Origin of the sequence: Actinosynnema sp. NPDC059335 (assembly GCF_042752395.1) — a bacterium.
In the GTDB taxonomy this organism is placed as follows: Bacteria; Actinomycetota; Actinomycetes; order Mycobacteriales; family Pseudonocardiaceae; genus Actinosynnema.
Genome location: NZ_JBHYXZ010000132.1, coordinates 1 through 24697, shown reverse-complemented (window position 1 = coordinate 24697; position 24697 = coordinate 1). Strand labels below are relative to the sequence as shown.

The window sequence follows — 24697 nt, the reverse complement described above, 5'->3', positions numbered from 1 at the left end:
GGTCCCGCGCGGCCGACCGGCGGGACCGCGAGCGGTTCAGGAATGCCTGTTCGTTCATCGACACCAGGACCGCGGCCAGCGACCGGGCGTCCGGGCCCGGCGGCGCGACGCCGGCGTTGCGCTCCAGCTCGATCTGCGACGCGGTCGCGTCGACGAACCGCCGCGCCACGCCGCTGTAGAACTCGCGCATCGACGGGTCGGTGTCCCGCGCCCGGACCGCGGCGCGCAGCACCGCGCCGTGCTTGCGCCACAGGGCGAGGCTCGCGCCCAGCGCGCGCCGGATCGAGTCCTCGGGCGGCTCGCTGCCGCGCCGCAGCCAGGACGACGCGGACTCGTAGAGCGCGTCCACGATGCCGCCGGCCAGGGCGTGCAGCACCGCTTCGCGCGAGGCGAAGTGGAAGTAGAACGTCGACCGCGAGATCCCCGCGCCGGAGGCCAGCTCGTCGACCGCGATGTCGTCCAGGGAGCGCGTCTGCAACAGCCGCTCGGCCGTGTCGAGGATCGCCTGCGAGGTGAGGTCGCCCTTGCTGGGCCTGCGCCGCGACCCGACCGTGCCGGCACGTGGGGACATGGCGGACATCCTCGGTGGGCCGCACCGGCGCCCGCAAGCGTTTCGCGCGCACCGCGGCCAAGTCGAGAACTGCGGCCGTCGACGCGCACCGGCGCGCCGGCCGGGGTAGACAGTGGGTGTGGATCCGCTGTGGGCACTGCGACAGGTCGCGTTCCAGCTCGAACGCGCCGGGGAACCGACGTACCGGGTGCGCGCGTTCCGCCGGGCCGCCGAGGTGGTGGCGGCGTTGCCGGACGGCGAGCTGGAGCGCCGGGCCGCGGCGGGCACGCTGACGGACCTGCCCGGCATCGGCAAGGCCACCGCCGGGGTGATCGCGGACGCCGTGGCCGGGCGGGAACCCGCCTACCTGAGCCGGTTCCGCGAGCCGGTGGTGGGCGGGCAGGCGATGCGCGCGTTGCTGAAAGGCGACTGCCACACGCATTCCGACTGGTCCGACGGCGGCAGCCCGATCCGGGAGATGGCGGAGGCCGCGCGCGACCTCGGGCACTCGTGGGTGGCGCTGACCGACCACTCGCCGCGGCTCACCGTGGCCAACGGGCTGTCGGCCGACCGGCTGCTGCGCCAGCTCGACGTGGTGGCGGAGCTGAACGAGGAGCTGGCGCCGTTCCGGATCCTGACCGGCATCGAGGTGGACATCCTCGACGACGGCTCGCTCGACCAGCGGTCGGACCTGTTGGCGCGCTTGGACGTCGTGGTCGCGAGCGTGCACTCGAAGCTGCGGATGGCCGCGCCGGAGATGACCAGGCGCATGGTGGCCGCCGTGTCGAACCCGCACGTGGACGTGCTGGGGCACTGCACCGGACGGCTGGTGGTCGGCAAGGGGCGGCCGGAGTCGACGTTCGACGCGGAGGCGGTGTTCTCGGCGTGCGCCGAGCACGGCACCGCGGTGGAGATCAACTCGCGGCCGGAGCGCCGCGACCCGCCGGGGCGGCTGCTGCGGCTGGCGGTGGAGCTGGGGTGCGTGTTCTCGATCGACAGCGACGCGCACGCGCCGGGGCAGCTCGACTGGCTGTCGTTCGGCTGCGAGCGGGCCGAGGAGTGCGGCGTCACGCCCGACCGGGTGATCAACACCCGGGAGGCGGACGACCTGCCGGCCCGCTGAGGCGGCGGCGGTCGGGGCGGTCGCCCGCGGAGGCGGGCGGCGGCGGACAGCGGCGGCGGGCGGCAGCGGCGGGCGGCAGCGGTCGGCGGGAACGGTTACCGACGGCGGTCGGCGGCGGTGAGCGGCGGCGGGCGGCGGACAGCGGCGGCGGACGGCGGCGGCGGACAGCGGCGGCGGACGGCGGCGGCGGACGGAGGTGAGCGGCGGCGGGATGCCGCCGGTGGCGGTTGGTCGGGAGCGGCGGGGAGTGGTCAGCGGCCGGCGGTGGCGGTGTGCCGGCCCCGTGAGGCACGCACCAGGTGGCCGTACCACGGGATCAGCGGACCGGTCCGGCCGTCGACCAGGCGTTGCCACGTGGACCGGCACAGGGCCAGGAACGGGGCCGCGTCCCAGTGCCCCGCCAGCTCCGCCAGCCGCGCGGTCTGGACGTTGCCCAGCCCGTAGCGGCGGTCGAAGCCGTAGGCCACCGGCACCGCCGCGCCGTTCGCCTCGATCACCAGCGGGGTCAGCCACCGGCCGAGCGGCTGGTCCTCGGCGACGGGCGCGGCCATGAACGCCTCCGGTTTGCGCGCCAGCATGGTGCGCGGCACGGCGTCGAGCTGCACGGCCAGCCCGTGCTCCTCCGCGATGCGGCCCAGTTCCACCGCGGCGTAGGCCAGCTCGACCGCGTCCGGGCGCTCGCCCGCCATCGCCCGGTTCGCGGCTCCCTCCGGTTCGAGCGGGTGGACCTGGAGCAGCAGCGCGCCCGACCGGGCCGCCGCCAGCGCGACGTCGCCGAGCTGGGTGGCGTTCCCCTGGGTCAACGTGGTGACCACGCCGACCGGGATGCCCGCCTCGGTCAGCCGGCGGATCCCGGTCAGCGCCTTGTCGAAGCACCCCGGCTGGTCCCGGATCCGGTCGTGCGTGGCGCGGTCGCCGTCCAGCGACACGGCGACGAGGTCGACCAGCCCGCGCACCACACCGATGCGGCGCTGGGTCAGCGCGACCGCGTTGGTCGTGACGGTCGTCCGCATCCCCGCGTCCCGGGCGGCGCGCAGCAGCGCGGGCAGCTCCGGGTAGAGGAACGGCTCGCCGCCGGACACGTTGAGCACGTCGTACCCGAGCCCGGCGGCGTCCGCGACCACGGTCGACAGCACGGAGACGGGGATCGCCTCGGCCACGTCGGGGCCGGAGCTGGAGTAGCAGTGCAGGCAGCGCAGGTTGCACAACCTGGTCGGGTGGACCTGCACGACCGCGCGGCCACTCGTCTGACCCATTCCACCCTCCCGTGGTGCTCGCTATCCGTATGGAGCACGCACCACGCCCGGTGATACGTCTGTCCGTCACGTCGGGTACCTCCATTCCCCCCAAAGTGGGAACCTCGCCCCGGCTTGAAACGGCGTGTCACGGCCCGACGACTCTCCCTACAGGCGAGGCGGCCGGCGTCACGGCACGGCGGTCCGCGCGCTCACCCACCGGGGCGGGAGGGGCCATGCGTCGGGAGTTCACCGTTCCCGCCGACGCCGCCGAGGAGGCCAGGCGCCGGCTGCTGCGCGACCTGCACGACGGCCTGGGCCCGGCGCTGGCGGCGATCGCGCTCGGCCTGCGCGCCGCGCGGCACCTGGCCGTCCACGACCCGCGCTCCGCCGGTCCGCTGCTGGCCCGGCTGGAGGAGGAGGTCCACAGCGCGGCCGACGACGTGCGCCGGCTGGCGTCCGGGGCCCGCCCCGCGGTGCTGGCGCGGCTCGGCCTGGCCGGTGCGGTGCGGGCGCACGCGGCGTCGCTGGCCGACCGGCACCCGGTGCGGGTGGACGTGCGGTGCGCCGACGTGCCGGACCTGCCGGTGCGCGTGCAGGTGGCCGCGTACCGGATCGTCTGCGAGGCGTTGACGAACGTGGTGCGGCACGCGGGCGCGCGGCACTGCTCGGTGCGGCTGCGGTTCGACGACCGGCTGCGCGTGGAGGTCGTGGACGACGGCGTCGGCGCGGACGGGACGCCCGGCGGCGGCGTGGGGCTCGACTCGATGCGGGACCGGGCGCGCGAGGTCGGCGGCGCCTTGCTGGTGGAGCGCGCGGCCTCGGGCGGGACCCGGGTCGCGGCGGAACTCCCGCTCGCCGGCGGGGCGTGACCCCGGTGCCGGCGCTGCGGGTGCTGGTCGTGGACGACCACCCGCTGTTCCGGTACGGCCTGTCCGCCGCGCTCGCCGCCGCGCCCGACGTCGAGGTGGTCGGCGAGGCGTCCGGCGGCGGGGTCGCGGTGTCGCTGGCCGCCTCGCTGCACCCCGACGTGGTCGTGATGGACCTGAACATGCCCGACCTGGGCGGGATCGAGGCGACGCGGCGGATCGTGGCCCACGACCCGGGCGTGCGGGTGCTGGTGCTGACCATGTTCGACGACGACGATTCGGTGTTCGCGGCGATGCGCGCGGGCGCGCTCGGCTACCTGCTCAAGGCGTCGCGGCCGACGCAGGTGCTGCGCGCGGTGCGGTCGGTCGGCGACGGGGAGGCGGTCTTCGGCCCGGCCGTCGCGGCGCGGCTGCCGGCGTACTTCGCGGGCGGGCCGCCGGAGCGGGTGGGGGCGTTCCCGGAGCTGACCGCGCGGGAACGGGACGTGCTGCGGCTCCTGGCCGACGGCCGGGGCAACACCGCGATCGCCCGCGCCCTGGTGCTCAGCCCGAAGACGGTGCGCAACCACGTGTCGAACATCCTGCGCAAGCTGCACGTGCCCGACCGGGCGCAGGCGGTGTCCCGGGCCAGGCGGGCGGGTCTGGGCGAGGGGCCGGGACCCGCCGGACCGGGACAGGTCGGGACGGTGCGCCCATAGTGCCGGGACGCGCCGGGAAGTCACGATGGCCGTGGGACTTCGGGGCCACGGAGGGCGGGAGCACGAGATGAACGCACACCAGATCGCGGTCGCCCTGCACGCGCCGGACTCGATCACCAGGGCCGGGGTCACCGCCGCGCTGCGGTCGCGCCCGGAGATCCGGCCGGGCGGGCCGGACGAGCCCGCCGCCGTGGCGCTGGTCGTGCTCGACCGGCTCGACGGCGAGGCCCGGCAGCTCCTGCGCCGCCTCCAGGCCCCGGGCGGCCCGGGCATCGTGCTGGTGGCGGGCGACATCGCCGACCCGGACCTGCTCGACGTGGTCGGCGGCGGGGTGTCCGCCGTGATCCGCCGCGCCGAGGCGACGCCGGAGACGTTGGCACGCCTGGTGAAGGCGACCGCGGCGGGCCAGGGCGCGCTCCCGCCGGACCTGCTCGGCCGGCTGCTGGACCGGGTGTCGCGGTTGCAGCGCGACGTGCTCCACCCCAACGGCTGGACCATGGCGGGCATGTCGGACCGGGAGACCGAGGTGCTGCGGCTGATCGCGGACGGCTTCGAGACCCGCGAGATCGCCGAGAAGCTGTGCTACTCGCAACGCACGGTCAAGTCGGTCCTGCACGACATCACCAACCGCTTCCGGCTGCGCAACCGGGCGCACGCGGTGGCGTTCGCCCTCCGCGAGGGCCTGATCTGACCCGGCCCGACCGTCGGGTGCCCGGTCCCGCGCCACTCACCATACCGGTCCCGCGCACCCGCCGCCCCGGACCCGCGCCACTCGCCGCACCGCGCTCCCGCACTCGCCGCACCGGGCCCCGCGCCACCCGAAGCACCGATCCCGCGCACTCGCCGCCCTGTGCACACACACTCGCCGCCCCGTCCCCTGCGAGCGGCCGGCCGGGACTCCGCGCGTGGGGTGAACCACGCGCGTCCGGCGGCCACCCCGGTGGCGCGCGGCGGCGCGGACCGCGCGACCACCGAGGCGGACGCCCCGGGCACGAGGACGGCCGGAGCCGGTCGGTCCGACCGCGCCCACCAGGTCGCCGGTGTCGCGCACGGGGACCGTGCGGGTGACGTCCTCGTCAGGCGTCACGTCCGGGCCTGGCGTCGCGGTTGCGCCCATGGCGTGAATCCTCCGTGAGGAACGCGGTCCGGACAGGTGGCGGAAGGGCAGGGCGGCGGACGTCGGGCGCTGCCCCGACGGGCAGCGGCGCTGCACGCATTCCCGGGAACTCCACCGCATTCCTGCGGACAACCCCGGGAACTACTCGGATGCGCAATTCCCGACGCGCAACCGACCTGTTGCTGCTAACGTGCCGCTCCAGTCGGCGCATTGTCCGACATTCTTCCTCCCGAGTTCGACTCACGTCTTCTGGCCTGAAGGGGTCGCGGACATGGATGACGAGGATTCGAGCGCCGCGCGCGGACGCGGCCGGTCGGCCGTGTGGCTGTCGGCCGCCGGCGTGGCCGTGCTCGCGCTGGGGATCGCCATCGGCGGGGCGCTGACTCCCGAGCCCACCGCGACGACGCGTCTTCCCACGTCACCGCCTGTTCCCGAGGTCGCCCCGCCGACCTCCCGGAGCACCGCGCCGCTGCGACCGGGCGTCACCTGGCTGGCCGACCTGGCCCCGGTCGACAGCAGCTCGATCGACGACCAGTACGTGGAAAGCCCGTGGACGGCCACCGCCGCGGACGTCCGCGACACGACCTACACGAAATCCCTCTCCGCCACGGGAGCCTGGTGCTCGACCGCCCGGCTCACGTTCGCACTGGACGGCAAATACCACCACTTCACCGCCCAGGTCGCGATCGCGGCCGATTCATTGATGACGAAAGAACTCGACTTCTACGTCCTGGTCGACGACCGGCGGACGGCCGAATTCCCGAACACCGGTCCCACCCCGCAACCGGTCGACGTCCCGGTCACCGGCGCGCAGCGCCTGACCATCGGCGTCGAACCGCCGGCGGACGACCCGGGCGCGTGCCCGGGCCCGGAGCGCGTGGCCGTCTGGGCCGACCCGGCCCTGGCCTGACGCCCCGGTCCACCACCGACTCCGGACCACCACGACTCGACCCGTTCAGGGCAACGCACCCCGGCCGCCACGAGCGCGCGACCGGGGTGCGGGGACCGCGCCTACTGGTAGCAGGGCTTCTCGAACTTGAAGTCCTTCGCCGTCGGCCCGGTGAAGAAGTCCTGCACCAGCCCCACGCCGGTGGCCGCCTGCTCGTCCGGCTTGTAGATCAGGGTCTGCCGGAACGCGGCGTCGTTCGGGTTGCCCGCGAAGTTGCCCGCGCCCTCGGGCAGCATGCCCTCGTAGTCCACGGAGGTCAGCTGCCGCACCGCGGCCAGCACGCCGGCCCTGGTCAGGTCCTTGTTCTCGGCCGCCTTCAGCAACGCCGCCTTCAGCGGGTACGACCACACCCACCCGGCCGTGTAGCCGTCGTTCGGCGTCACGGACGGCAGGGCCTCGCGCAGCGCCCGGTGCCCCGGCGAGTCCGTCTCCCACGACTTCCACGGGGCCGACTGGAGGTAGAGCGCCTTGATCGCGGGCGCGGCCGGGCTCTGCATCAGGCCCTGGTTCCACGTCGGCGACGTGCCGATGAACCTGCCCTTGAACCCGCGCGCCGCGGTCTGGCCGATGATCACGGCCGCATCGGTCGGGCCGGTGGTCAGGATGACCACGTCGGGCTTGTTGGCCAGCACGGCGTCGATCGCGCCGCCCTGGTTGTCCTGGCCGGTCTGGGTGACCGCGTTGGTGAACGGCACCCCGCGCTTCTCGGCCGCGATCTTCGCGCCGGCCGCCGCGTCGTCGCCGTAGTCGCCGGCGTTGTGCACGGCCATCACGCTCTTCGCGCCCAGCTCGTCCACCGCGTAGTCGACCGAGTTCATCGACTCGATGCAGTAGTTCGCCCCGGACTCCAGGACGACCTCCTCCAGGCCCCACAGCGACGTCCACGACGCCGGCACGCTGACCATCTGGGAGTTCTCGAGGTCGGGCAGGATGGCCGCGGTCGTCGGCGAGCCGAGGGTCTGGGCCAGCGCCAGGATCTTGCCCTTCATCTCCTGGTACACCTGGTTGTGGATCTGGGGGTTGTACTTGTTGTCCTTGACGTAGGTGGTGACGTCCACGTCGTAGCCGCCGATGCCGCCCTGGTCGTTGACCCGCTTCCAGAACGCGGCCTGCGACTCCGTGATCGGCACCGAGAGCGTCTTGAACGGCCCCTCGGTCAGGTCCGAGATCGACCCCAGGTAGATGCAGCCCCGGTCGGCGTGACCGGTGTCCGGGCACGGCTCGGCGGTCACGCCGAAGTCGACCTTGATGCCGCCCTTGCCCTCCTGGGGAGCCGCGCCGTCGCCGCCGCGACACGCCACGGCGGCCAGCGCCACCGCGGCGAGCGCCGCGAGCACCGCTCTGTGACTTGCCATCCCATCCACCCTTTCAGTACGAGAAAGGCCAGGTGCGCCAGTAGTTGCGGACCCGCACCCAGATTCCGAACAGGCCCCGTGGCTCGACGATCAGGAACACCACGATCAGCAGCCCGTAGAGGACCGCCTCGACCTGGAACACCGTGACCGCACCGGTCGCGTCGGCGCTGATGAACGGCAGCACCGCCGGCAGCTCCCGGGTGATGCGCGGCAGCAGCGTGATGAACAGCGCGCCCATGATCGCGCCGGAGATCGTGCCCGCGCCGCCGATGAGCACCATGGCGATGTACTGCACCGACAGCAGCAAACCGAACGAGCCGGGGTCGAAGAACCCGTTGACCACGAACAACAACGAGCCCGCCACACCGGCGTAGAACGACGACACGGCGAACGCCAGCGCCTTGTACCGGGTCGGGTCGACGCCGATCACGGCCGCCGCGAGGTCCCGGTCCCGCACCGCGGCGAACGCCCGCCCGATCCGCGACCGCACCAGGTTGCGGGCGAGCACCGCGAAGATCACCAGCAGCGCGAACATCAGCAGGTACAGCTGCTGCGGCCCGCTGAAGAACTCCGACGGCCGGTCCAGCCGCACCCCGAACAGCTCGGGCACCGCCGCCGGCCTGCCCACGCCGGGGCCGCCGGTCAACGACGTCCACTCGCGGAACACGTGCTCGCCGAGGAACACCAGCCCCAGCGTGACGATCGCGAGGTACAGCCCGCGCAGCCGCACCGCGATCGGCGCCACGACCAGCCCGGCCAGGCCCGCCACCAGCCCGGACGCCAGCAGCCACACGGGCAGCGACGTCACGCCGAACCCGAGCACCCGCCCGTCCGGGTCGCCGGAGAGCGCCGCCCCGGTGTACGCGCCGATCGCCAGGAAGAACGCGTGCCCCAGCGACACCTGCCCCGCGTACCCGGTGACGATGTTGAGCCCGATCGCGCCGATCGCCGCCACGAACCCCGTGGCCAGCAGCATCAGCACGTCGTCGGTGATGGCGAACGGCGCCAGCAGCGCGACCACCACGAGCGCCCCCGTCCACGCCCGCTTCGGGCGCGTGTTGAGGAACGCCATGTCCTGCGCGTAGGAGGTGTACAGCTCCGGACGACCCTTCACAGCCGCTCCACCTCCTTGCCGCCGAACAGCCCGTAGGGCCGCAACAGCAGCACGACCAGCATCAGCACGTACGGCGCGACGAGCGCGAAGTTCGGACCCAGCCACGGCGCGACGTCACCCTGGTAGGTGCCGACCAGCGACTCCACGACCCCGACCGCCAACCCGCCCACGACCGCGCCGCCCAGCGAGTCCAGGCCGCCGAGGATGATCGCCGGCAACGCCTTCAGCGCGATCACCCACAGCTGCTGGTCCACGCCCGCGCCGGTGGCCACGAACACCCCGGCCAGCGCCGCCAGCCCGCCCGCGATCGCCCACGACAGGGCGAACACCGAGCCGACCGAGATGCCCTGGGCCAGCGCGACCTCCTGGTCGTAGGCCACCGCGCGCATGGCCAGCCCGACCCGGGAGAACCGGAAGAACGCGAACAGCGCCGCCACCACGGCCACCGTCGTGCCGAACATGACCAGGTACCGCTGCTGCACCTCGACGCCCAGCAGCGTCACCGTGGACAGGCCCCACGGGTCGCCGACCTGCCGGACGTCCAGCCCGATGAACGCGTTGGTCACCACGCGCACCACCACGTCCACGCCGATGGTGATGATCGCGACCACGAACACGGGTTTGCCGATCATCGGCCGCAGCACGGTCCGCTCCACGCCCAGCGCCAGCACCGCGATCAGCACCGCGGCGATCGGCACGGCCGCGAAGAACCCGACCTCCGCGGCCAGGTAGCTGACCAGCACCGCGCCCGCCAGCATGAACGCCGGCTGGGCGAAGCTGATCACCCTGGTGGACTTGTAGATGATGACGAAGCCCAGCGCCAGCAGCGCGTAGATCGACCCGGAGCCCAGGCCCCGGACCAGCGATTGCAGGAACTCGGTCATCCGCGCCCCCCGGAGTACATGTCGTCCACCAGCTCGCCGAACGCCTGCGCGAGCGCCGAGCGCTTCACCTTCTGCGTCGCGGTCAGCTCGCCGTCCTCGTGGTCCAGCTCCTTGGGCAGCATGCGGAACTTCTTGACCTGCTCGACGGTGGCGAACCGCTCGTTGACCGCGGTGACGACGCCCTGCACCAACTCCCGCACCTCGTCCTTCTCCGCCAGGTCGCGGTAGGTGGTGTAGGTGATCCGGCGCTGCCGGGCCCAGTGGCCGACGGTGTCGAACTCGATGCCGATCAGCGCGACCAGGTAGGGGCGCCGGTCGCCGAGCACGACCGCTTCCTTGATGTACGGGGAGCTCTTCAGCGCGTTCTCGATCTCGGACGGCGCGACGTTCTTGCCGCCCGCGGTGATGATGATGTCCTTCATCCGGTCGGTGATCCGCACGTGCGTGCCGTCGACCCACTCGCCCACGTCGCCGGTGCGCAGCCAGCCGTCCGGCGTCATCGCGCGCCGGGTGGCGTCCTCGTCGCGCCAGTAGCCCGCGAACACGCCTCCGTGCCGGGTCTGGACCTCGCCGTCGTCGGCGATCCGCAGCTCCACGCCGGGGTGCGGCTCGCCGACCGTGCCGACCTTCACCCGGCCGGGCCGGTTGCCGGTGGCGACGGCGGTGTTCTCGGTCATGCCGTACACCTCGTGCACCGGCACGCCGATGCCCATGAAGAACCGCAGCACCTGCGGTGAGATCGGGGCCGCGCCGGACGACGCGTACCGGACGTGCCGCATGCCGATCCGGGCCTTGAGCGCGCGGAAGCAGAACAGCCACCCCACGGCGTACTCCAGCCGCGTGGCGAGCGTGTGGTTGCCGCCGTTGCGCACCAGCCGCTCGCCGAGCCCGTCGGCGACGCGCAGCCAGAACCGCGTGGTCACGCGCTTGAGCCGGGTGGCACTGGCGGCGTTGATCGTGATGGCCGCCAGCACCTTCTCCCAGATGCGCGGCACGCCGAACAGGATCGTCGGCTGCACCTCGCGCAGGTTGGCCTGCACCGTCTCGATGGACTCGGCGAAGTGCACGCGCACGCCCGCCGACGCGCTGAACCACGTGGTGAAGATGCGCTCGGCCACGTGGCACAGCGGCAGGTACGACAGCGTGACGTCCTCGGGCGAGGGCGGCGGGTCGGTGAACCCGCCGCCCTCGATCAGGGACTCGATCGCGAACTCGACGTTGGCCACGGTCAGCATCGCGCCCTTGGGCGGCCCGGTGGTGCCGGAGGTGTAGATCAACGTCAGCACGTCGTCCGGCTCGACCTCGCGCATCCGGCGGGCGACGGCGTCCGGGTGCGCGGCGCGGTGCTCCTCGCCGAGGGCCAGGAAGTCGTCCCACGCCAGCAGCTTCGGGTTGTCGTAGCGGTGCCGGATGCCGCGCGGCTCCAGGTAGACGATGCGCTCCAGGTCGGGCAGGGCGTCCAGCACGGCCAGCGCCTTGTCGACCTGCTCCTGGTCCTCGGCGACGAGGACCCGCGCACCGGAGTGCGAGAGCAGGTACGCGACCTCGCTTGCCGGGTTCGTCGGGTAGAGCCCCACGGTGATCGCGCGCACGGCCACGGCCCCGATGTCGGCGTAGAGCCACTCGCGGCGGTTCTCGGAGTGGATCGCGACCCGGTCACCCGGGTCCACGCCCAGCGCGAGCAGCGCGTGCCCGACCAGCTCGGCCCGCTCCCAGTAGCCGGCCCAGGTCACCTCGTGCCAGATGCCGAACTCCTTGGCGCGCAACGCCACCGCGTCCGGCGTGGCCGCCGCCCGGTCGCGCACCCTGGTCACCACGGTGGTGAGCCCGGTCCCGGTCGTCGTGGCGGTCACGCGGCACCTCCCACGCCCTGGCCGGCCTCGCCCAGGTAGGCCCGCACGACGTCCGGGTCGCGCTGCACCTCGGCCGGCGTGCCGGTGCGGATCGGCTTGCCGAAGTCGAGCACCATCACCCGGTCCGCGAGGTCCATCACCAGGCCCATGTCGTGCTCCACCATGATCATCGCGATGCCCAGCTCGTCGCGGACGTCGAGCACGAACCGCGCCATGTCCTCGGTCTCCTCGACGTTCATCCCGGCGACCGGCTCGTCGAGCAGCAGCAGCTTCGGCTCCATCGCCAGCGCACGCCCCAGCTCCACGCGCTTCTGCACGCCGTAGGGCAGCAACCCCACCGGGAGGCGCCGCCACTGCTCCAGCTCCAGGAAGTCCACGACCCGTTCGACGGCCTCGCGGTTGGCCAGCTCCTCGCGCCGGGCCCGGCCGACCCACGCGAACGCGGCCAGTGCCCCGTACCGCATGTGGTTGTGGCGGCCGAGCATCAGGTTCTCCACCACGGTGAGGTGCGCGAACAGCTCGATGTTCTGGAACGTCCGGGCCATGCCCATCGCGGCGATCCGGTGCGGCCGCCTGCCCAGCACCTCCTCGCCGAGGAACCGGACCGAGCCCTGCTGCGGCCGGTACACGCCGGAGAGCACGTTGAAGATCGACGTCTTGCCCGCGCCGTTGGGCCCGATGACGGCGAACAGCTCGCCGGCGCCGACGTGGAACGACACGCCGTCCACGGCGGTGACGCCGTCGAACGCGAGCCGCACGTCCCGCACGTCGAGGACGTCGTTGCCCGGTCCGGTGCTCATGACAACCACCGCTTCCGCCGCTTGTAGTGCTTCACGTCGCGGAACGACCGCGCGGCGTCCTCGCCGCGCAGGCCCAGGTAGAACTCGCGCACGTCCTCGTCGGCCAGCAGCGCGGCGGCCGGCTTGTCCATCACGACCTTGCCGGTCTCCAGCACGTAGCCGTGATCGGCGATGGACAGCGCCATGGTCGCGTTCTGCTCGACCAGCAGCACGGTCGTGCCCGCCGCGTTGATCTTCACGATGAGGTCGCGGATCTGCTGGACCATGAGCGGCGCGAGGCCCAGGCTCGGCTCGTCCAGCAGCAGGTAGCGGGGCTCGGACATCAGCGCCCGGCCGATGGACAGCATCTGCTGCTCGCCGCCGGACAGGTAGCCCGCGCTCTGCCGCCGCCGCTCCCGCAACCGGGGGAACAGCTCGTACATCCGGTCCAGGTTCTGCTTGACGGCGCGCGGTTTGCTGTGCCCGCCGATGCGCAGGTTCTCCTCGACCGACAGCTCGGACAGGATGCGCCTGCCCTCCAGCGCCTGCTTCACGCCGAGGGTCGCGATGCGGGTCGGCGAGGCCCGGTGGACCGGTTCGCCGTCCAGCGTGATCCGGCCCCGGGTGATCTTGCCGTCGTGCACGTCGAGCAGGCCCGACAGCGCGCGCAGCAAGGTCGTCTTGCCGGCTCCGTTGGCGCCGAGCAGGGCGACGATCCGGCCCTCGGGGACCTTCAGGCTCACGCCCCGCAGCACCAACATCACGTCGTCGTAGACCACCTCAAGGTTGTTCGCCTCGAGCACGGGCGCCTCCGGGAGTCGGGGAGGCGCCCAGTATGGCCCTGATCACAACGTTACCTACCACTGTTCGCAAACCGTGATGAACCAGCGCACGGCATGTTCGGCTTTCACGATTCTGTTGCTCGGTCCTGTGTGGACCGGTGTAGCGGCACTGGTCCGGGGGTATGCCCCGGCTACTGCGACGAAGGAGTGAAGGAGCGATCGCCGCGCATGGATGGCTCGGAGGTGGAGCTGAGGGTGGCGGCGCAACCCGCCCACCTGTCGACCGTGCGTGCCGTCGCGAGCGCGATCGGCCGCCCCCTGCCCGGCTTGGCGATCGACCTGGTCATCGCGGTCGACGAGGCGTGCAGCGCCTTGATCGCCCGGACCCTCGACCCGACCGCCGTGCTGCTGTGCCGGTTCGCCCGGGAAGGTGATTCGGTGCGGTTCCGTGCGGAGGTCCGATCGTCGGCCGTCACCGTTCCCGATCATGACTCGTTGTACTGGCGGGTTGTCAGTTCCGTGACCGATGCGGTGGCCACCTGGGTTGACGGAGATGGCCGGTTGCGGGTCGAGCTGAGGTGTCGGGCATGAACGCGGTGGACTACCAGCCGCTGTTCCACGAGTTGGCGGAAGCCGAGCGGGACGGCGAGCGCTATCAGCGGTTGCGGGACCGGTTGGTCACCGAGCACCTGCCGATGGCCAGGCACATCGCCGACCGGTTCGCCGAGCGCGGGGAGTCGGTGGAGGACCTGCGCCAGGTGGCGGCGCTGGGGTTGATCAACGCGGTGGACCGGTTCGACGTGTCGCGCGGGATCGACTTCCTGGCGTTCGCCGTGCCGACGATCACCGGCGAGGTGCGGCGGTACCTGCGCGACCAGGGGTGGGCGGTGCGCGTGCCGCGGCGGTTGAAGGAGCTGTGCGTCGCGATCGACACGGCGCGGGTGGAGCTGTCCCGGCACAGCGGGCGCACGCCGACGCCCAGCGAGGTCGCGCGGCACCTCGGGATCGGGGTGGACGAGGTGTACGAGGGGCTGCACGCGACGTCGGCGTACCACCTGCTGTCGTTGGACGAGCAGTCGATCAGCGAGGAGCTGAACCACGCCGACCGGTTGATCAGCGACGACCCCGCGCTGGAGGTGGTGGAGCTGCAGCACGCGCTGGACCCGATGCTGCGGGGGCTGCCCAAGCGGGAGCGGCGGATCGTCGTGCTGCGGTTCTTCCGGGGGATGACGCAGAGCCAGATCGCGGACTCGGTCGGGGTGTCGCAGATGCACGTGTCGCGGCTGCTGAGCCGATCACTGGCCCGGTTGCGGTCGCTGCTCGACGACGAGTAGCCGCGCGGTTCCCCCGTGCCGGCCGGATTTCCCGGCTCGCCCGGGGTATCCCCGGGGTGTCGGGGCTCCGGGTCGTCCGGGTGCCGTCGTCCGGTCGCGGTGGAGGTGGTCGTCGTGGTGACAGGCCCGGCTGCGCTGACGTGGCCGCAGCGGTCGGCCCTGCTCCTGGGCGTGCTGCTGGTCGTGTGGGCCGTGATCGACTTCGCCCGCGGCCACGTGCCGCTCGGGGTGCTGCACGTCGTGACCGGGGTGGTGATCGGGGCGTCGGCGGTGCGGACGCGGGCCGAGCGGTTGGTCGCGTCGTTGATGGGTGTGGTGTACCTGGTGGTGTTCGCGGTCGGCGTGGGGCAGCCGGGCGGGTCGATGGACGCGGGGGCGGTGGGCAACGCCGCGCACCTGCTGATCGGCTTCGCCTCGGTGGCCGTCGCCGAGAGCTGCGCGTGGTGCGAACAACGCGCCCGCCGCGCAACCCGCCACACCGCCCGCCGCACCACCCACCACCCCCACCGACCACGCCCGAACTGACCCGCGCCGGCCGCACCCGAACCGCCCCGCGCCCCTCGCACCCGAACCGCCCCGCGCGCCCGCGTTCCCGACCCGATCCGTGCCCCCGCACCGGAACCGACCCGGTGCCGCGTTCCGGCATTCGGGCTTGCCCGCCGACCAACGGCCAGGGCCTGTCCCTCGCACGCATGACCAGCCGACCAGCCTCCCTCTCGCGCCTCCCGCACCCAGGGGCGGGCGCTCTTCCTCCCCCGGTTCTCGTGACGCTGCCAACTCACCCACCGCGTTGGAGAGATCGGCGGCGGCTTCCCACTTGAGGCCGGCGACGGGGTCCGACTCGGGGGTGGGAGCCGGGGTCGGAGTCGGGGTCGGGGTCGGGGTCGGGGCGTAACCCATTCGTGTCAGCCAACTTTCCCCCGCCCTCCAAGCCACCGCCACCGCACCGGGAAGGCGGTTGCATCAACCCCCTTTCGGGTATCTCCCCAGTGACCCGAACGGGGAGGATCGATGCACACGGCGAGTCTGCACAACCTGGTCGACGTCGAGGGCCCTTTCATCTCCGTCTTCCTCGACGTCGGCGACCACGTGGACCTGCGGTGGCGGGCGATGCGCGACCAGCTCCAGGCGATGGCCGCGGACCCGTACCTGGTGGCGTTGACGCACAACGCGATCACGTCCGGCGTGACCCCGCGCGGCCTCGCGGGACGCGGCCTGGTCGTGGGCGGCGGACGGGTGTTGATCGATCAGTACGTCCCCGTCCCACCTTCCGGCTACACCGCCCGCTACGGCCCGCTGCCCTACGTCCTGCCGCTGGTCGAGCTGTCCGAACCCCTCCTGCCGCACGTCGTCGTGCAGGTCGGCGAGCACGGCGCGGACCTGCGCGGCGTGGACCCGACCGGCCGGCCGGTGGCCGTGGCGTCGGTGGGCGCGCGGCGACCGGGGCGACGGCTGGACGCGGCCGAGCTGGCCGACGTCGCCGAAGAGGCGACCGCGCTCGTGGACCGACTGGGCGCGCCGCTGCTGGTGCTGGCGGGACCGCTGGCCGGACGCCGCTCGCTGCGCGTCGCCCTGCCCACGCGCTACCACCACCTGGTGGTCGAGGTGGAGGGACCGCCGGACCGGGCGGTGCTGCACCTGGCCGGCCGGGCGAACCAGGACGCCCGCCGCGCGGTGGTCGAGCGGTTCCGCGACGAGTCCACCCGCCTCACGGGGCGCGCGGTGCACGGGCTGGACGCGGTCGGGAAGGCGTTGGCGGACGGGCGGGTCGACACGTTGCTGGTCACCGACGCGCTGATCGGGTCGCGCGAGGTGGACGGCGGCCGGGCCGACGAGGTCCTGCCGTTGCGGGCGGTCGAGTGCGGGGCCGAGATCGTGCTCGTCGGCGGGGCGGTTCGGCTGCACGAGGACGTCGGCGCACTGCTCCGCGACTGACCACGCGACCGACCCGACCCCGACCCGACCCCGCGCTCAAGCCGACCCCCTCGCCCGACCCGACTCCCGCGCCCGAGCCGACCCCCGCGCCCGAGCCGACCCCTGAGCCCGAGCCGACCCCTGAGCCCGAGCCGACCCCTGAGCCCGAGCCGATCCCCCGCAGTCGAGCCCGACCCGGCGGGGTCAGGCACTCGGCGGCCACGGCTCCGCTCTCACGTGACTCCCCGCGCGCGTCCGGCAGGCAGGTCCCACACCAGGCGAGGCGGGAAAGCGGAAGCGGCCACGAGGCTGGGTGAGGCTGTGGGGTGAGAAGGCCATAGGGCGGGGAAGGCGGAAGTGGGTGGGGTAGCGGGGGCGTGGGGTGGACGGCGTGGGTGTGGTTGGCGAGGGCTCCTCATGGTTTTAACCGAGGATCGGTAACAGCGTTTCCGTACATTTTCGGCCATTGATCACCCGATCGTGCGACCCCTCACCCCGCCCCACCTGCACAAACACGAAACCGACAACCGCTCACTTCCAGCGCAGCATCCGCACGCACTCACTTCCGGCGCAGCATTCGCAGCACGGCGCGCTCCACCGTCTCACGATCAGCCGACTTCGGCCGGATGACCGTCCCCTCCTCGAACAACCGCACCACCCGCGGATCGACGTAGGACTTCCGCGCCACGGCCGGCGTGTTCCCCAGGTGCTCCGACACCTCCCGCATCACCGCCGCCTCCACCCGCTTGCGCCCCCGCTTCGACTCCGGCCGCCCCTCCCGCGCGAACGCCGCCGCCGCCAGCACGGTCGCGTGCCACGTCCGCAGGTCCTTCACCGAGAACTCCGACCCGACCAGCTCCTTGAACCGCTCGTTCACGTCGTCCGACCCCACGACGCACCCCCGCGCGTCGACCAGCAGCCGGTCCTCCCCCGCCCGTCCCCGCAGCAACGACCGCACCGCCCGCGCCAACGCCTCGTCCTCCACCGCCGTGGTGAACCGGATCCCGCCCTTGGCCGGGTAGCAGAAGTCCACAGTGGACCCGCGCACGGCCACGTGCGAGCACAGCAGCGTCGCCACCCCGTGCGTGCCGTTGTCCGCCGCGTACGTCTCGCCCCCGACCCGGAACACCCCGCGCTCCAGCACGGCCAACGCCACCGCGAGCACCCGCCGCCGCCCGCGCCCCCGCTCGCGCAGCTCCCGCGCGATCTCCTCGCGGAACCCCGGCAGCAGCGGCGCGAGGGCGAGCACCCTCTCGTGCTTCTCCTCGTCCCGGTCCTGCCGCCACCGCTCGTGGTAGAGGTACTGCCGCCGCCCGGCCGCGTCCGTGCCGACCGCCTGGATGTGGCCGTTCGGGTGCGGGCACACCCAGACGTCACGCCACGCGGGCGGGATGACGAGGGACTTGACGCGGGCGACCGACTCGGGGTCGAGGGGCTCGCCGTCGGCGTCGGTGTAGCTGAACCCGCGGCCGCGCGCACGACGGCGCCAGCCGGGGGTGGACGGGTCGCTGCGGCGCAGTCTCACACCGCGCAGGTTCCCGCCACCGCCGGGCCGAAACACCGCCCGCCGGCGACGCCCGCCGGAAATCCGCGACACCGGGGTTGAACGTGCGGCCGAGTGGGTATGGGTGCGTCATGACCAAGCCGTGGACCGTGGGCGTCGAGCAGGAGTTCCTCCTCGTCGACCCCGACTCGCGCCGTCCCGTGCCCCTGGCCGAGTCGGTCGCGCAGCACGCGGGTGCGGGTCACGACGTGCAGCGCGAGCTGACGCCGTTCCAGATCGAGGTCGCCACCCCGGTGTGCGAGACCTCGGAGGAGCTGGCCGAGCAGGTCCTGGGCGGGCGGCTGCACCTGGCGAAGGCCGCGCACGCGGCCGGCTGCCGGCTGCTGGCCTCGGCGATCCCGCCGATCGGCACGCTGGGACCGCCGCCGGGCACCGACGACCGCCGCTACCGCATGATGGAGCACTCGCACCGCAAGATCATCGGCGGCCAGGGCGTCTGCGGGATGCACGTGCACGTGGGCGTGCCCGACCGGGACGTCGCGGTCCGCGTGTCGAACGCGCTGCGGCCGTGGCTGCCGACGCTGCTGGCGTTGAGCGCGAACTCGCCGATCGAGCAGGCCGAGGACACCGGTTACGCCAGTTGGCGGACGATCGTGTGGTCGCGGTGGCCGATCAGCGGACCGCCGCCGCACCTGGCGTCGGCCGCGGAGTACGACCGCCTGGTCCACTCGCTGGAGGGCACCGAGGTGCTGCTCGACACCGGAATGGTCTACTGGGACGTGCGCCCGTCCGCGCAGCACCCGACGGTGGAGGTGCGGGTGGCCGACATCCCGATGACGGCGCGGGAGGCGGTGGTCATCGCCGAGATCATCCGGGCGTTCGCCCGCACGGCCGCCGAGTCGCGCGAGCCCGAGCGGGTGGACGACGTGCTGTTGCGGGCCGCCTACTGGCGGGCCGCGCGCGACGGCGTGGACGGCTTGGCCGTCGACCCCCGCACGGGTAGCCTCACGCCGGCCCGCGACCGCCTCGCCGAACTGGTGTCGTGGTGCTCGGACGCGCTGGCGGACGCCTCGGCGTTGTCCACTGTGGAGGATCACCTCACGTGGTTGGGCACGCGGGGCAGCGGCGCCGCCCGGCAGCGGCGGGCCTTCGGCTCGTCGCCCGACGCGCGCACGCTGGTGGACCTGGTCCTGGCCGAAACGGTCGAGGAAGTCGGATGAGGTCTACCGTGAAGGTTTCCGACGCCGCGCCGGCGTCGCTGAGTGAGAGGAGTACCGGCGTGCCAGAACCCGCGGCGACGCTCGCTTCCGTGCGGGTCGACAGACCCTCGGACGGCGTGGTGGTGCTGCACGTGTCGGGCGAGTTGGACACGAGCAGCGCGGACGAGTTGACCAGGCCGCTCACGGAGCACCTCGTCGAGAACGTGCGCGGTGTGGTGGTGGACCTCGGTGGGGTGCGCTTCCTCGGTTCGGCCGGGCTGGAGTCGTTGGTGGTCGGCAACCAGCGGGCGGGGACGCTCGGCGTCCCGCTGGTGCTGGTGGCGACGAGCCGGGCCACCCAGCGGCCGATCGAGGCGACGGGCCTCAGCGCGGTGTTCACCGTCGTCGGTTCCGTGGAAGAGGCGTTGAGCCGGTTCGAGTGACGCGGTTCACCAGAGCCGGCGGACCGTCCTGATGGCGCAGCGCACCGCCCCCACCGGGGGCAGTGCGCCCGCCGGGGCGACCACCCAGCGCGACGAGGTGGCCGGGATGCGGCTCGGGCCGTGCCAGTAGCGCACGTCGGGCGGCGGCACGTCGCGCGGCGCGGGTTCTGGGTCGGGTCTGGCGAGGAACAGCCAGCGCAGCCGGGGACCGGGGATGGCGAGGATGGGTCCGAGCGGTCCGGCCGAGCGCAGGCAGGTGCTGACCTCGGCCGCCCAGCTCGCGGGTACCTCCACCGCCATCGCGCCCTCGTCCAGCACCAGGGAGTCCAGGGGTTCGTCGACGTGCCACGGCTGCATGCCGATGGATGGTGGCGTCGGCCCGTGTCGGAATTGTGTCCGCGCGCGGCGCGGCGCGTTAATCCTGGCCGATGTCCTCGAACCACAGTTCCGGCTTGGCGGAGATGAATTCGGTCATCATCCGCACGCAGGCCGGATCATCCAGCAGTGTGATTTTCACGCCGTGTTCGGCGAGCCAGTCGTGACCGCCGTGGAACGTGCGTGCTTCGCCGATCACCACATGGGGGATCCCGAACTGGCGAACGAGCCCGCTGCAGTACCAGCAGGGTGACAGCGTGGTGACCATGACCGTGTCGCGGTAGCCGGGGCGGCGGCCGGCGGCGCGGAACGCGGCGGTCTCGGCGTGGGTGGACGCGTCGTCGTCCTGGACGCGCCGGTTGTGGCCGCGGCCGAGGAGCGCGCCGTCGGCGGTGAACAGCGCCGCGCCGATCGGGATGCCGCCCTCGGCGAGCCCGGCCCGCGCTTCGGCGACGGCCACCGCCAGCAGTTCCCGCACGTCCAGGTCCTCGTCCACGGACCCAACCTAGCCGGACGGCGGCCCCGGGGTCACGCGCTTCACGCCCCGAAGCAGAGGAACCCGGCGCAGGCGGCGAACGCGGTGTCGCCGTCGCCGCGGTGCGCCTCCTGCGCGCCGGCGAGGGCCTCGGCGGGCGGGCGGCCGGCGCGGAGCCTGCGGTGCAGGTCGACCATCAGCGGGGTGGTGACCTCGGCGGGCACGGGGATGACCGGCGCGACGAGGGTCCGGGTGCCGAGCCCGAGCAGCGCCGCGGTGAACCCCATCAGCTCGTCGCCGGGTCGCACGGCCGACCGGCCCGAGTCGCACGCCGACAGCACGACCCGCGCGGGCGGTGTGCGCAGCCGTTGCAGGTCGTAGACGGTGAGCGGCCCGTCGGCCAGCTCCAGCGCGGAGAACAGCGGGTTGTCCGCGCGGAACGAGCCGTGCGCGGCGACGTGCGCCAGCGGCGCGCCGTCCATCGCGGACGCCACCGCGTCGACCGTGGCCGCGTCGTCCACCAGCACCGACGCCGCCCCGGCCAGGGGTGCGACGGCGGCGATCTCGGTCGGGGCGGCGGGCAGCCTCGGCCCGGCCGCCAGCACCGCGCGGTCGTGGGAGACCAGGTCGGAGGTCGCGGCGCGCAGCCACACCGTCGCCGAAGGCACCACGGTGAGCGCGCGGCCCCGGCACGCGGGCAGCACCGACCAGGGCAGGCCGCCGAGCCGCCCGGTCGGGGCGAGGACCAGGGGCCGGTCGTCGAGCCGTCGGCGCAGGGGTTCCAGCAGCCGGTTCTGCAGCAGCCCGGCCGCGTGCTCGGCGCCGGCGCGCACCGCCGTCCGGTCCACGTGCTCGGGCAGCGTCACGAGCCGGTGCAGGGCGAACCGCAGCAGCCGCAGTTCGCGCAGCGCGCCGGCGAGGGGGCCGAGCCGGTGCAGCGACGCCCGGCCGCCCGCCACCACGACGGCCAGCAGCTCGCCCTCGTGGTCGATGTACTCGACCAGCGCCGACCGGCCCAGCGCCCGGGCCAGCTCGTCCACGGCGGGCGGTTTGAACACCGCGCCGCCGCCGCCCGCCTGCCGGGTCAGCTCGCGCACCCGCTGCTCGCCGCGCGCCTGCCGCTGCCGCAGCGCCGACGTGGGACGCCCGTCCGTGGACGCCGCCTCCAGGTCCGCCGTGACGGCGCGCAGCTCGGCGAGCGCGTCGGCCAGCCCGGTGTCCTCCGGCGGCCGGGCCGGCGTCATCCGCAGCGCCCCGGCCCGCCACGCCTCCGCCCAGCTCAGCACCCGTCCGGCCCGGCCGCCGGCGACCGCCGTGCGCAGCCCTTCCAGCGCCAGCGCCTCGCCCTGCGCGCCGCTCAACGCGCGCAGTTCCATCGCGCCCAGCGACACCCGGTACTCGTCCAGCAGGTCGAGCCCGCGCCGCAACGCGATCTGCGCGCCGCGCGCGTTGCCGAGCAGGTCGCGCCGCAGCGCCTCGGCGTACCAGCCCTGCACGCGGTGCGCGGCCGGGCCGCCGCGCCGGGCCGCGCCCGCCGTGGTCAGCTCCGCGACCGCGCGGGACCGGTCGCCGAGGTCGCGCGCCACCAGCGCCGCGTCGACCCGCGCCTCCAGGGCCGCCATCCGCCAGCCCAGCGCGTCGAGCCGGGACGCGACCCTGGTCAACGCGGTCACCAGCGCCCTGGTCCGCTGCCCGCTCAGGTACGCGGCGCGCAGTTCGACGTGCCGCGCGCCCTCCGCCCACACCTCGCGCTTCTGGCGGCGGAAGCCCTTGCGCGCCGCGGTCGCCAGCTCCACCGCCCGGTCCAGCTCGCCTTCCAGCAGGGCGACCCGGGCCCGGTAGAACAACGCCTCCGACCGGGCCAGCACCAGGTCGCCGCCCAGCTCGTCCAGCGCCCGGTCGGCCGCTTCCCGCGCCTCCTCCAGCAGCGGCACGGACACCAGCAGCTCCAGCCGGTTGATCAGCAGCGCGGGCCGCGGCACCGCCAGCCGCCGGTACTCGCGCTCGGCCTCGGCGAACATGGTCAACGCCCGCGGCACGTCGCCCGCGCGGGAGGCGGAGATGCCCGCGTTCCACCGGACGTCGGCGACCGCCAGCGACTGGTCCAGCTCCCGGTACAGGGCGGCCGCCCGGTCGAAGTCCTCGTCCGCCGCGCGCAGCCCGCCGGTGTAGGCGCGCAGCAGCCCCCGGTTGTTGAGCGCGCGCGCCTCCACCAGCCGCTCGCCGAACCGGCGCACCACCTCGATCGCGCCGTTGTACTCGCGCAACGCCTCGTCGTAGCGGCACAGGTAGTGCAGCACCAGCCCCCGCTGCATCCGCCCGCTGCCCGCGTCGACCCCGCGCAGGTGCGGCATCGCCGCGTTGATCGCGCGCAACGCCTGCGCGTGCCGCCCGGTGTTGGACAGCACGAACGCGAGGCTCATCCGCGCCAATGCGGCCGAACGCGCGGACCCGGCTCGTTCGGCGATCCGCACCGAACGCCGCAAATGGCGCAATGCCGCGTCGAAGTCGTGCAACTCGCGCAGCGCGAGGCCGATCGCGCGCTCCGCGGCCGACGCCTCCTCGGCGTCGCCGGACGCCCTCGCCGCCCGCAGCGCGGACCGACCCATCTCGATCGCCGCGCGCGGATCCCGCTGCCGGGCTTCCAGTGCTGCGGCGGCGGAAACCCCTGCCACGCAGCCAGCTTATTACCAAGACCCCTGTGGTAGCTTGCACCAATCCAGCACCCGTCGACGCTGCTGTGAGGCTTCGATGTCCGAACCATCGACTCGCTCCGAGCTGTACCAACTGGCGTTCAACCAGGTCGTCCGGCAGCACAAGACCTATCGGCTGCACGCCGAGCGCGGACGGGAATTCCTCTTCGTCGCGGGCGAGCTGCTGACCATTCCCGAGGACGTCGACCGGGTTCGCCGGAAACTGTCGCAGAACAACATCGACAACGGCCGGGGCGGCGATTTCGCGGGAATGGCGCGGTTGACGCTGTCCCGCAATTCCGACGACATCCCGGCGATCGTGCGGCTGCTGCGCGACCCGTTGCAGTGGCCCGGCGAGCGCACGCCGTTCGTGCAGCCGCACCACGTGCTCGTGGGTCACGGCGGCAACATGCACGGCAACCCGGGCGAGCCGCCGCGCGTGCGCTCGTCGCTGCCGGACCCCGACCCGGCCGCGGGCGGCGACGGCCGGGGTGTCGTGGTGGCCGTGGTGGACACGGGCATCTCGCGCACCGCCGCGCAGGACCACCCGCTGTGGCTGGGCACCGCGTTCACGCCGAAGGCGGACGAGGTGGACGCCGCGTACGCGCACGACGACGTGTTCGCCCTCGAAGGCGGGCACGGCACGTTCGTGGCGGGCGTGGTGCGGCAGGCCGCGCCGGGCGTCCGGGTGGACCCGGAGAAGGCGCTGCAGCCCAACGGGCTCGGCACGGAGGAGGACTTCGTGCGGGCGCTGTCGTCGTTCGACGAGAAGAACGTGGCGGTCGTCAACATCTCGCTGGGGTGCTTCACCCAGGACGACGTGGCGTCCGAGCCGGTGCGCCGGGCGGTCGAGGCCCTGCCGCGCGACGTGGTCGTCGTCGCGTCCGCGGGCAACCAGGGCACGAACCGGCCAAGCTGGCCCGCCGCCCTGCCCCGGGTCGTCGCCGTGGCCGCCGTCGCCGAGGACCTGGACGGCAACCGGACCCCCGCGTGCTACTCCAACCACGGGCACTGGGTGGACGCGTGCGCGGTCGGCAACCGGACCAGCACCTACCTCAAGGGCCGCTGGGAGCTGCCGGGCCTGCCCGCCGAGCAGTACGACCGGTTCGCCTACTGGCTGGGCACCTCGTTCGCCGCACCGCACGTCGCCGGCCGCATCGCCGCCACCATGACCAGGCTCTCCCTGACCGCCACCGAGGCCCGCGACCACCTGCTGTCCGACCAACCCGCCTTCTTCCCCGGCTACGGCGTCTTCATCGACTAACCCAACCGAGTGAATCTCGCCTCTCCGACTCCCCCTTTGCACCACCCCTTCCACCCCTGTCCTCCCCCACCACCGACCCGCGAGGTCGCGTCGACCGTTCGCGTGCTCATCCCCCAAAGCCAGGAAAAAAGGGCGCCTGCTGGTGGAGCAAGACAGTTTCAGTTTATGGGGGATTCAGACTCGGACGA

At 73.5% G+C, this 24697-nt stretch carries 24 protein-coding genes; 12 read left to right on the top strand and 12 right to left on the bottom strand.

The genetic code is table 11. The features are described from left to right. A partial coding sequence (locus ACFXGA_RS30950; protein WP_378094005.1) for a TetR/AcrR family transcriptional regulator occupies nucleotides 1-571 on the bottom strand: 571 nt, incomplete at its 3' end. Nucleotides 572-689: 118 nt separating this feature from the next. On the opposite strand from ACFXGA_RS30950, the gene ACFXGA_RS30945 reads away from it, so the two are divergent. Continuing rightward, nucleotides 690-1673 carry a PHP domain-containing protein gene (locus tag ACFXGA_RS30945; RefSeq protein WP_378094003.1) on the top strand — a complete coding sequence of 328 codons (984 nt, stop codon included), beginning with the start codon at nucleotides 690-692 and terminating at the stop codon, nucleotides 1671-1673. Between the two features lie 251 nt (nucleotides 1674-1924). Here the strand turns inward: ACFXGA_RS30945 and ACFXGA_RS30940 are convergent, their stop codons facing one another. Further along, nucleotides 1925-2929, bottom strand: a complete 1005-nt coding sequence (locus ACFXGA_RS30940; RefSeq protein ID WP_378094001.1) for a radical SAM protein — start codon at nucleotides 2927-2929, stop codon at nucleotides 1925-1927. 215 nt (nucleotides 2930-3144) lie between these two features. On the opposite strand from ACFXGA_RS30940, the gene ACFXGA_RS30935 reads away from it, so the two are divergent. From ACFXGA_RS30935 to ACFXGA_RS30920, 4 genes are all read left to right on the top strand, one after another. After that, nucleotides 3145-3780 carry a sensor histidine kinase gene (locus tag ACFXGA_RS30935; protein WP_378093998.1) on the top strand — a complete coding sequence of 212 codons (636 nt, stop codon included), beginning with the start codon at nucleotides 3145-3147 and terminating at the stop codon, nucleotides 3778-3780. A 5-nt stretch (nucleotides 3781-3785) separates the two neighbouring features. Continuing rightward, nucleotides 3786-4475: a response regulator gene (locus tag ACFXGA_RS30930; RefSeq protein WP_378094007.1), complete on the top strand. Its 690-nt coding sequence runs from the start codon at nucleotides 3786-3788 to the stop codon at nucleotides 4473-4475. Between the two features lie 67 nt (nucleotides 4476-4542). Further along, on the top strand, nucleotides 4543-5166 hold the full coding sequence (locus tag ACFXGA_RS30925; protein WP_378093996.1) for a response regulator transcription factor: 624 nt from the start codon (nucleotides 4543-4545) through the stop codon (nucleotides 5164-5166). A gap of 697 nt (nucleotides 5167-5863) precedes the next feature. Next, nucleotides 5864-6502, top strand: a complete 639-nt coding sequence (locus ACFXGA_RS30920; protein ID WP_378093994.1) for an NPCBM/NEW2 domain-containing protein — start codon at nucleotides 5864-5866, stop codon at nucleotides 6500-6502. Nucleotides 6503-6603: 101 nt separating this feature from the next. Here the strand turns inward: ACFXGA_RS30920 and ACFXGA_RS30915 are convergent, their stop codons facing one another. Genes ACFXGA_RS30915 through ACFXGA_RS30890 form a run of 6 tightly spaced genes read right to left on the bottom strand, consistent with a single transcriptional unit; the run spans nucleotide 6604 to nucleotide 13329 of the window. Beyond that, nucleotides 6604-7896, bottom strand: coding sequence for an ABC transporter substrate-binding protein (locus ACFXGA_RS30915; protein ID WP_378093992.1), 1293 nt, complete (start codon nucleotides 7894-7896; stop codon nucleotides 6604-6606). Nucleotides 7897-7909: 13 nt separating this feature from the next. Continuing rightward, nucleotides 7910-9010, bottom strand: coding sequence for a branched-chain amino acid ABC transporter permease (locus tag ACFXGA_RS30910; protein WP_378093990.1), 1101 nt, complete (start codon nucleotides 9008-9010; stop codon nucleotides 7910-7912). Then, nucleotides 9007-9894, bottom strand: coding sequence for a branched-chain amino acid ABC transporter permease (locus ACFXGA_RS30905; RefSeq protein WP_378093988.1), 888 nt, complete (start codon nucleotides 9892-9894; stop codon nucleotides 9007-9009). The genes ACFXGA_RS30910 and ACFXGA_RS30905 overlap by 4 nt, the downstream gene beginning before the upstream one ends. Beyond that, nucleotides 9891-11747, bottom strand: a complete 1857-nt coding sequence (locus tag ACFXGA_RS30900; protein WP_378093985.1) for an AMP-dependent synthetase/ligase — start codon at nucleotides 11745-11747, stop codon at nucleotides 9891-9893. Before ACFXGA_RS30900 ends, ACFXGA_RS30905 begins: the two co-directional genes overlap by 4 nt. Next, the gene (locus ACFXGA_RS30895; RefSeq protein ID WP_378093983.1) at nucleotides 11744-12547 is read right to left on the bottom strand and encodes an ABC transporter ATP-binding protein; all 804 of its coding nucleotides are present in this window, start codon (nucleotides 12545-12547) and stop codon (nucleotides 11744-11746) included. Before ACFXGA_RS30895 ends, ACFXGA_RS30900 begins: the two co-directional genes overlap by 4 nt. Further along, the gene (locus tag ACFXGA_RS30890) at nucleotides 12544-13329 is read right to left on the bottom strand and encodes an ABC transporter ATP-binding protein (RefSeq protein ID WP_378093981.1); all 786 of its coding nucleotides are present in this window, start codon (nucleotides 13327-13329) and stop codon (nucleotides 12544-12546) included. Before ACFXGA_RS30890 ends, ACFXGA_RS30895 begins: the two co-directional genes overlap by 4 nt. 207 nt (nucleotides 13330-13536) lie before the next feature. Between ACFXGA_RS30890 and ACFXGA_RS30885 the strand changes: the two genes are divergently transcribed. The 4 genes from ACFXGA_RS30885 to ACFXGA_RS30870 all read left to right on the top strand — a co-directional run bounded on the left by ACFXGA_RS30885 (nucleotide 13537) and on the right by ACFXGA_RS30870 (nucleotide 16577). After that, complete coding sequence (locus tag ACFXGA_RS30885; RefSeq protein ID WP_378093979.1) at nucleotides 13537-13899, top strand: ATP-binding protein; 363 nt, start codon at nucleotides 13537-13539, stop codon at nucleotides 13897-13899. After that, on the top strand, nucleotides 13896-14642 hold the full coding sequence (locus ACFXGA_RS30880) for a SigB/SigF/SigG family RNA polymerase sigma factor (protein ID WP_378093977.1): 747 nt from the start codon (nucleotides 13896-13898) through the stop codon (nucleotides 14640-14642). The genes ACFXGA_RS30885 and ACFXGA_RS30880 overlap by 4 nt, the downstream gene beginning before the upstream one ends. Nucleotides 14643-14759: 117 nt before the next feature. Then, a complete protein-coding gene (locus tag ACFXGA_RS30875) occupies nucleotides 14760-15167 on the top strand; it encodes a hypothetical protein (protein ID WP_378093974.1) in 408 nt (135 codons plus the stop codon). A 486-nt stretch (nucleotides 15168-15653) separates the two neighbouring features. After that, the gene (locus tag ACFXGA_RS30870) at nucleotides 15654-16577 is read left to right on the top strand and encodes a hypothetical protein (protein WP_378093972.1); all 924 of its coding nucleotides are present in this window, start codon (nucleotides 15654-15656) and stop codon (nucleotides 16575-16577) included. 538 nt (nucleotides 16578-17115) lie between these two features. On the opposite strand, the gene ACFXGA_RS30865 is transcribed toward ACFXGA_RS30870, so the two are convergent. Next, nucleotides 17116-18081 (bottom strand): DNA topoisomerase IB, encoded by a 966-nt coding sequence (locus ACFXGA_RS30865; protein WP_378093970.1) that lies wholly within the window; start codon nucleotides 18079-18081, stop codon nucleotides 17116-17118. A 110-nt stretch (nucleotides 18082-18191) separates the two neighbouring features. Between ACFXGA_RS30865 and ACFXGA_RS30860 the strand changes: the two genes are divergently transcribed. Beyond that, nucleotides 18192-19280: a glutamate--cysteine ligase gene (locus ACFXGA_RS30860; RefSeq protein ID WP_378093968.1), complete on the top strand. Its 1089-nt coding sequence runs from the start codon at nucleotides 18192-18194 to the stop codon at nucleotides 19278-19280. A gap of 89 nt (nucleotides 19281-19369) precedes the next feature. Further along, on the top strand, nucleotides 19370-19702 hold the full coding sequence (locus ACFXGA_RS30855) for an STAS domain-containing protein (protein ID WP_378093966.1): 333 nt from the start codon (nucleotides 19370-19372) through the stop codon (nucleotides 19700-19702). A gap of 6 nt (nucleotides 19703-19708) precedes the next feature. Here the strand turns inward: ACFXGA_RS30855 and ACFXGA_RS30850 are convergent, their stop codons facing one another. The 3 genes from ACFXGA_RS30850 to ACFXGA_RS30840 are packed head-to-tail and all read right to left on the bottom strand — an operon-like array spanning nucleotide 19709 to nucleotide 23227. Then, nucleotides 19709-20059, bottom strand: a complete 351-nt coding sequence (locus tag ACFXGA_RS30850) for a hypothetical protein (protein WP_378093964.1) — start codon at nucleotides 20057-20059, stop codon at nucleotides 19709-19711. 58 nt (nucleotides 20060-20117) lie between these two features. Further along, nucleotides 20118-20573 (bottom strand): nucleoside deaminase, encoded by a 456-nt coding sequence (locus ACFXGA_RS30845; RefSeq protein WP_378093962.1) that lies wholly within the window; start codon nucleotides 20571-20573, stop codon nucleotides 20118-20120. A 41-nt stretch (nucleotides 20574-20614) separates the two neighbouring features. Further along, the gene (locus ACFXGA_RS30840) at nucleotides 20615-23227 is read right to left on the bottom strand and encodes a CHAT domain-containing protein (protein WP_378093960.1); all 2613 of its coding nucleotides are present in this window, start codon (nucleotides 23225-23227) and stop codon (nucleotides 20615-20617) included. Nucleotides 23228-23303: 76 nt separating this feature from the next. Here ACFXGA_RS30840 and ACFXGA_RS30835 point away from each other — a divergent pair, with 76 nt between their 5' ends. Beyond that, on the top strand, nucleotides 23304-24509 hold the full coding sequence (locus ACFXGA_RS30835; protein ID WP_378093957.1) for a S8 family serine peptidase: 1206 nt from the start codon (nucleotides 23304-23306) through the stop codon (nucleotides 24507-24509). The last annotated feature ends 188 nt before the right edge of the window (nucleotides 24510-24697 follow it).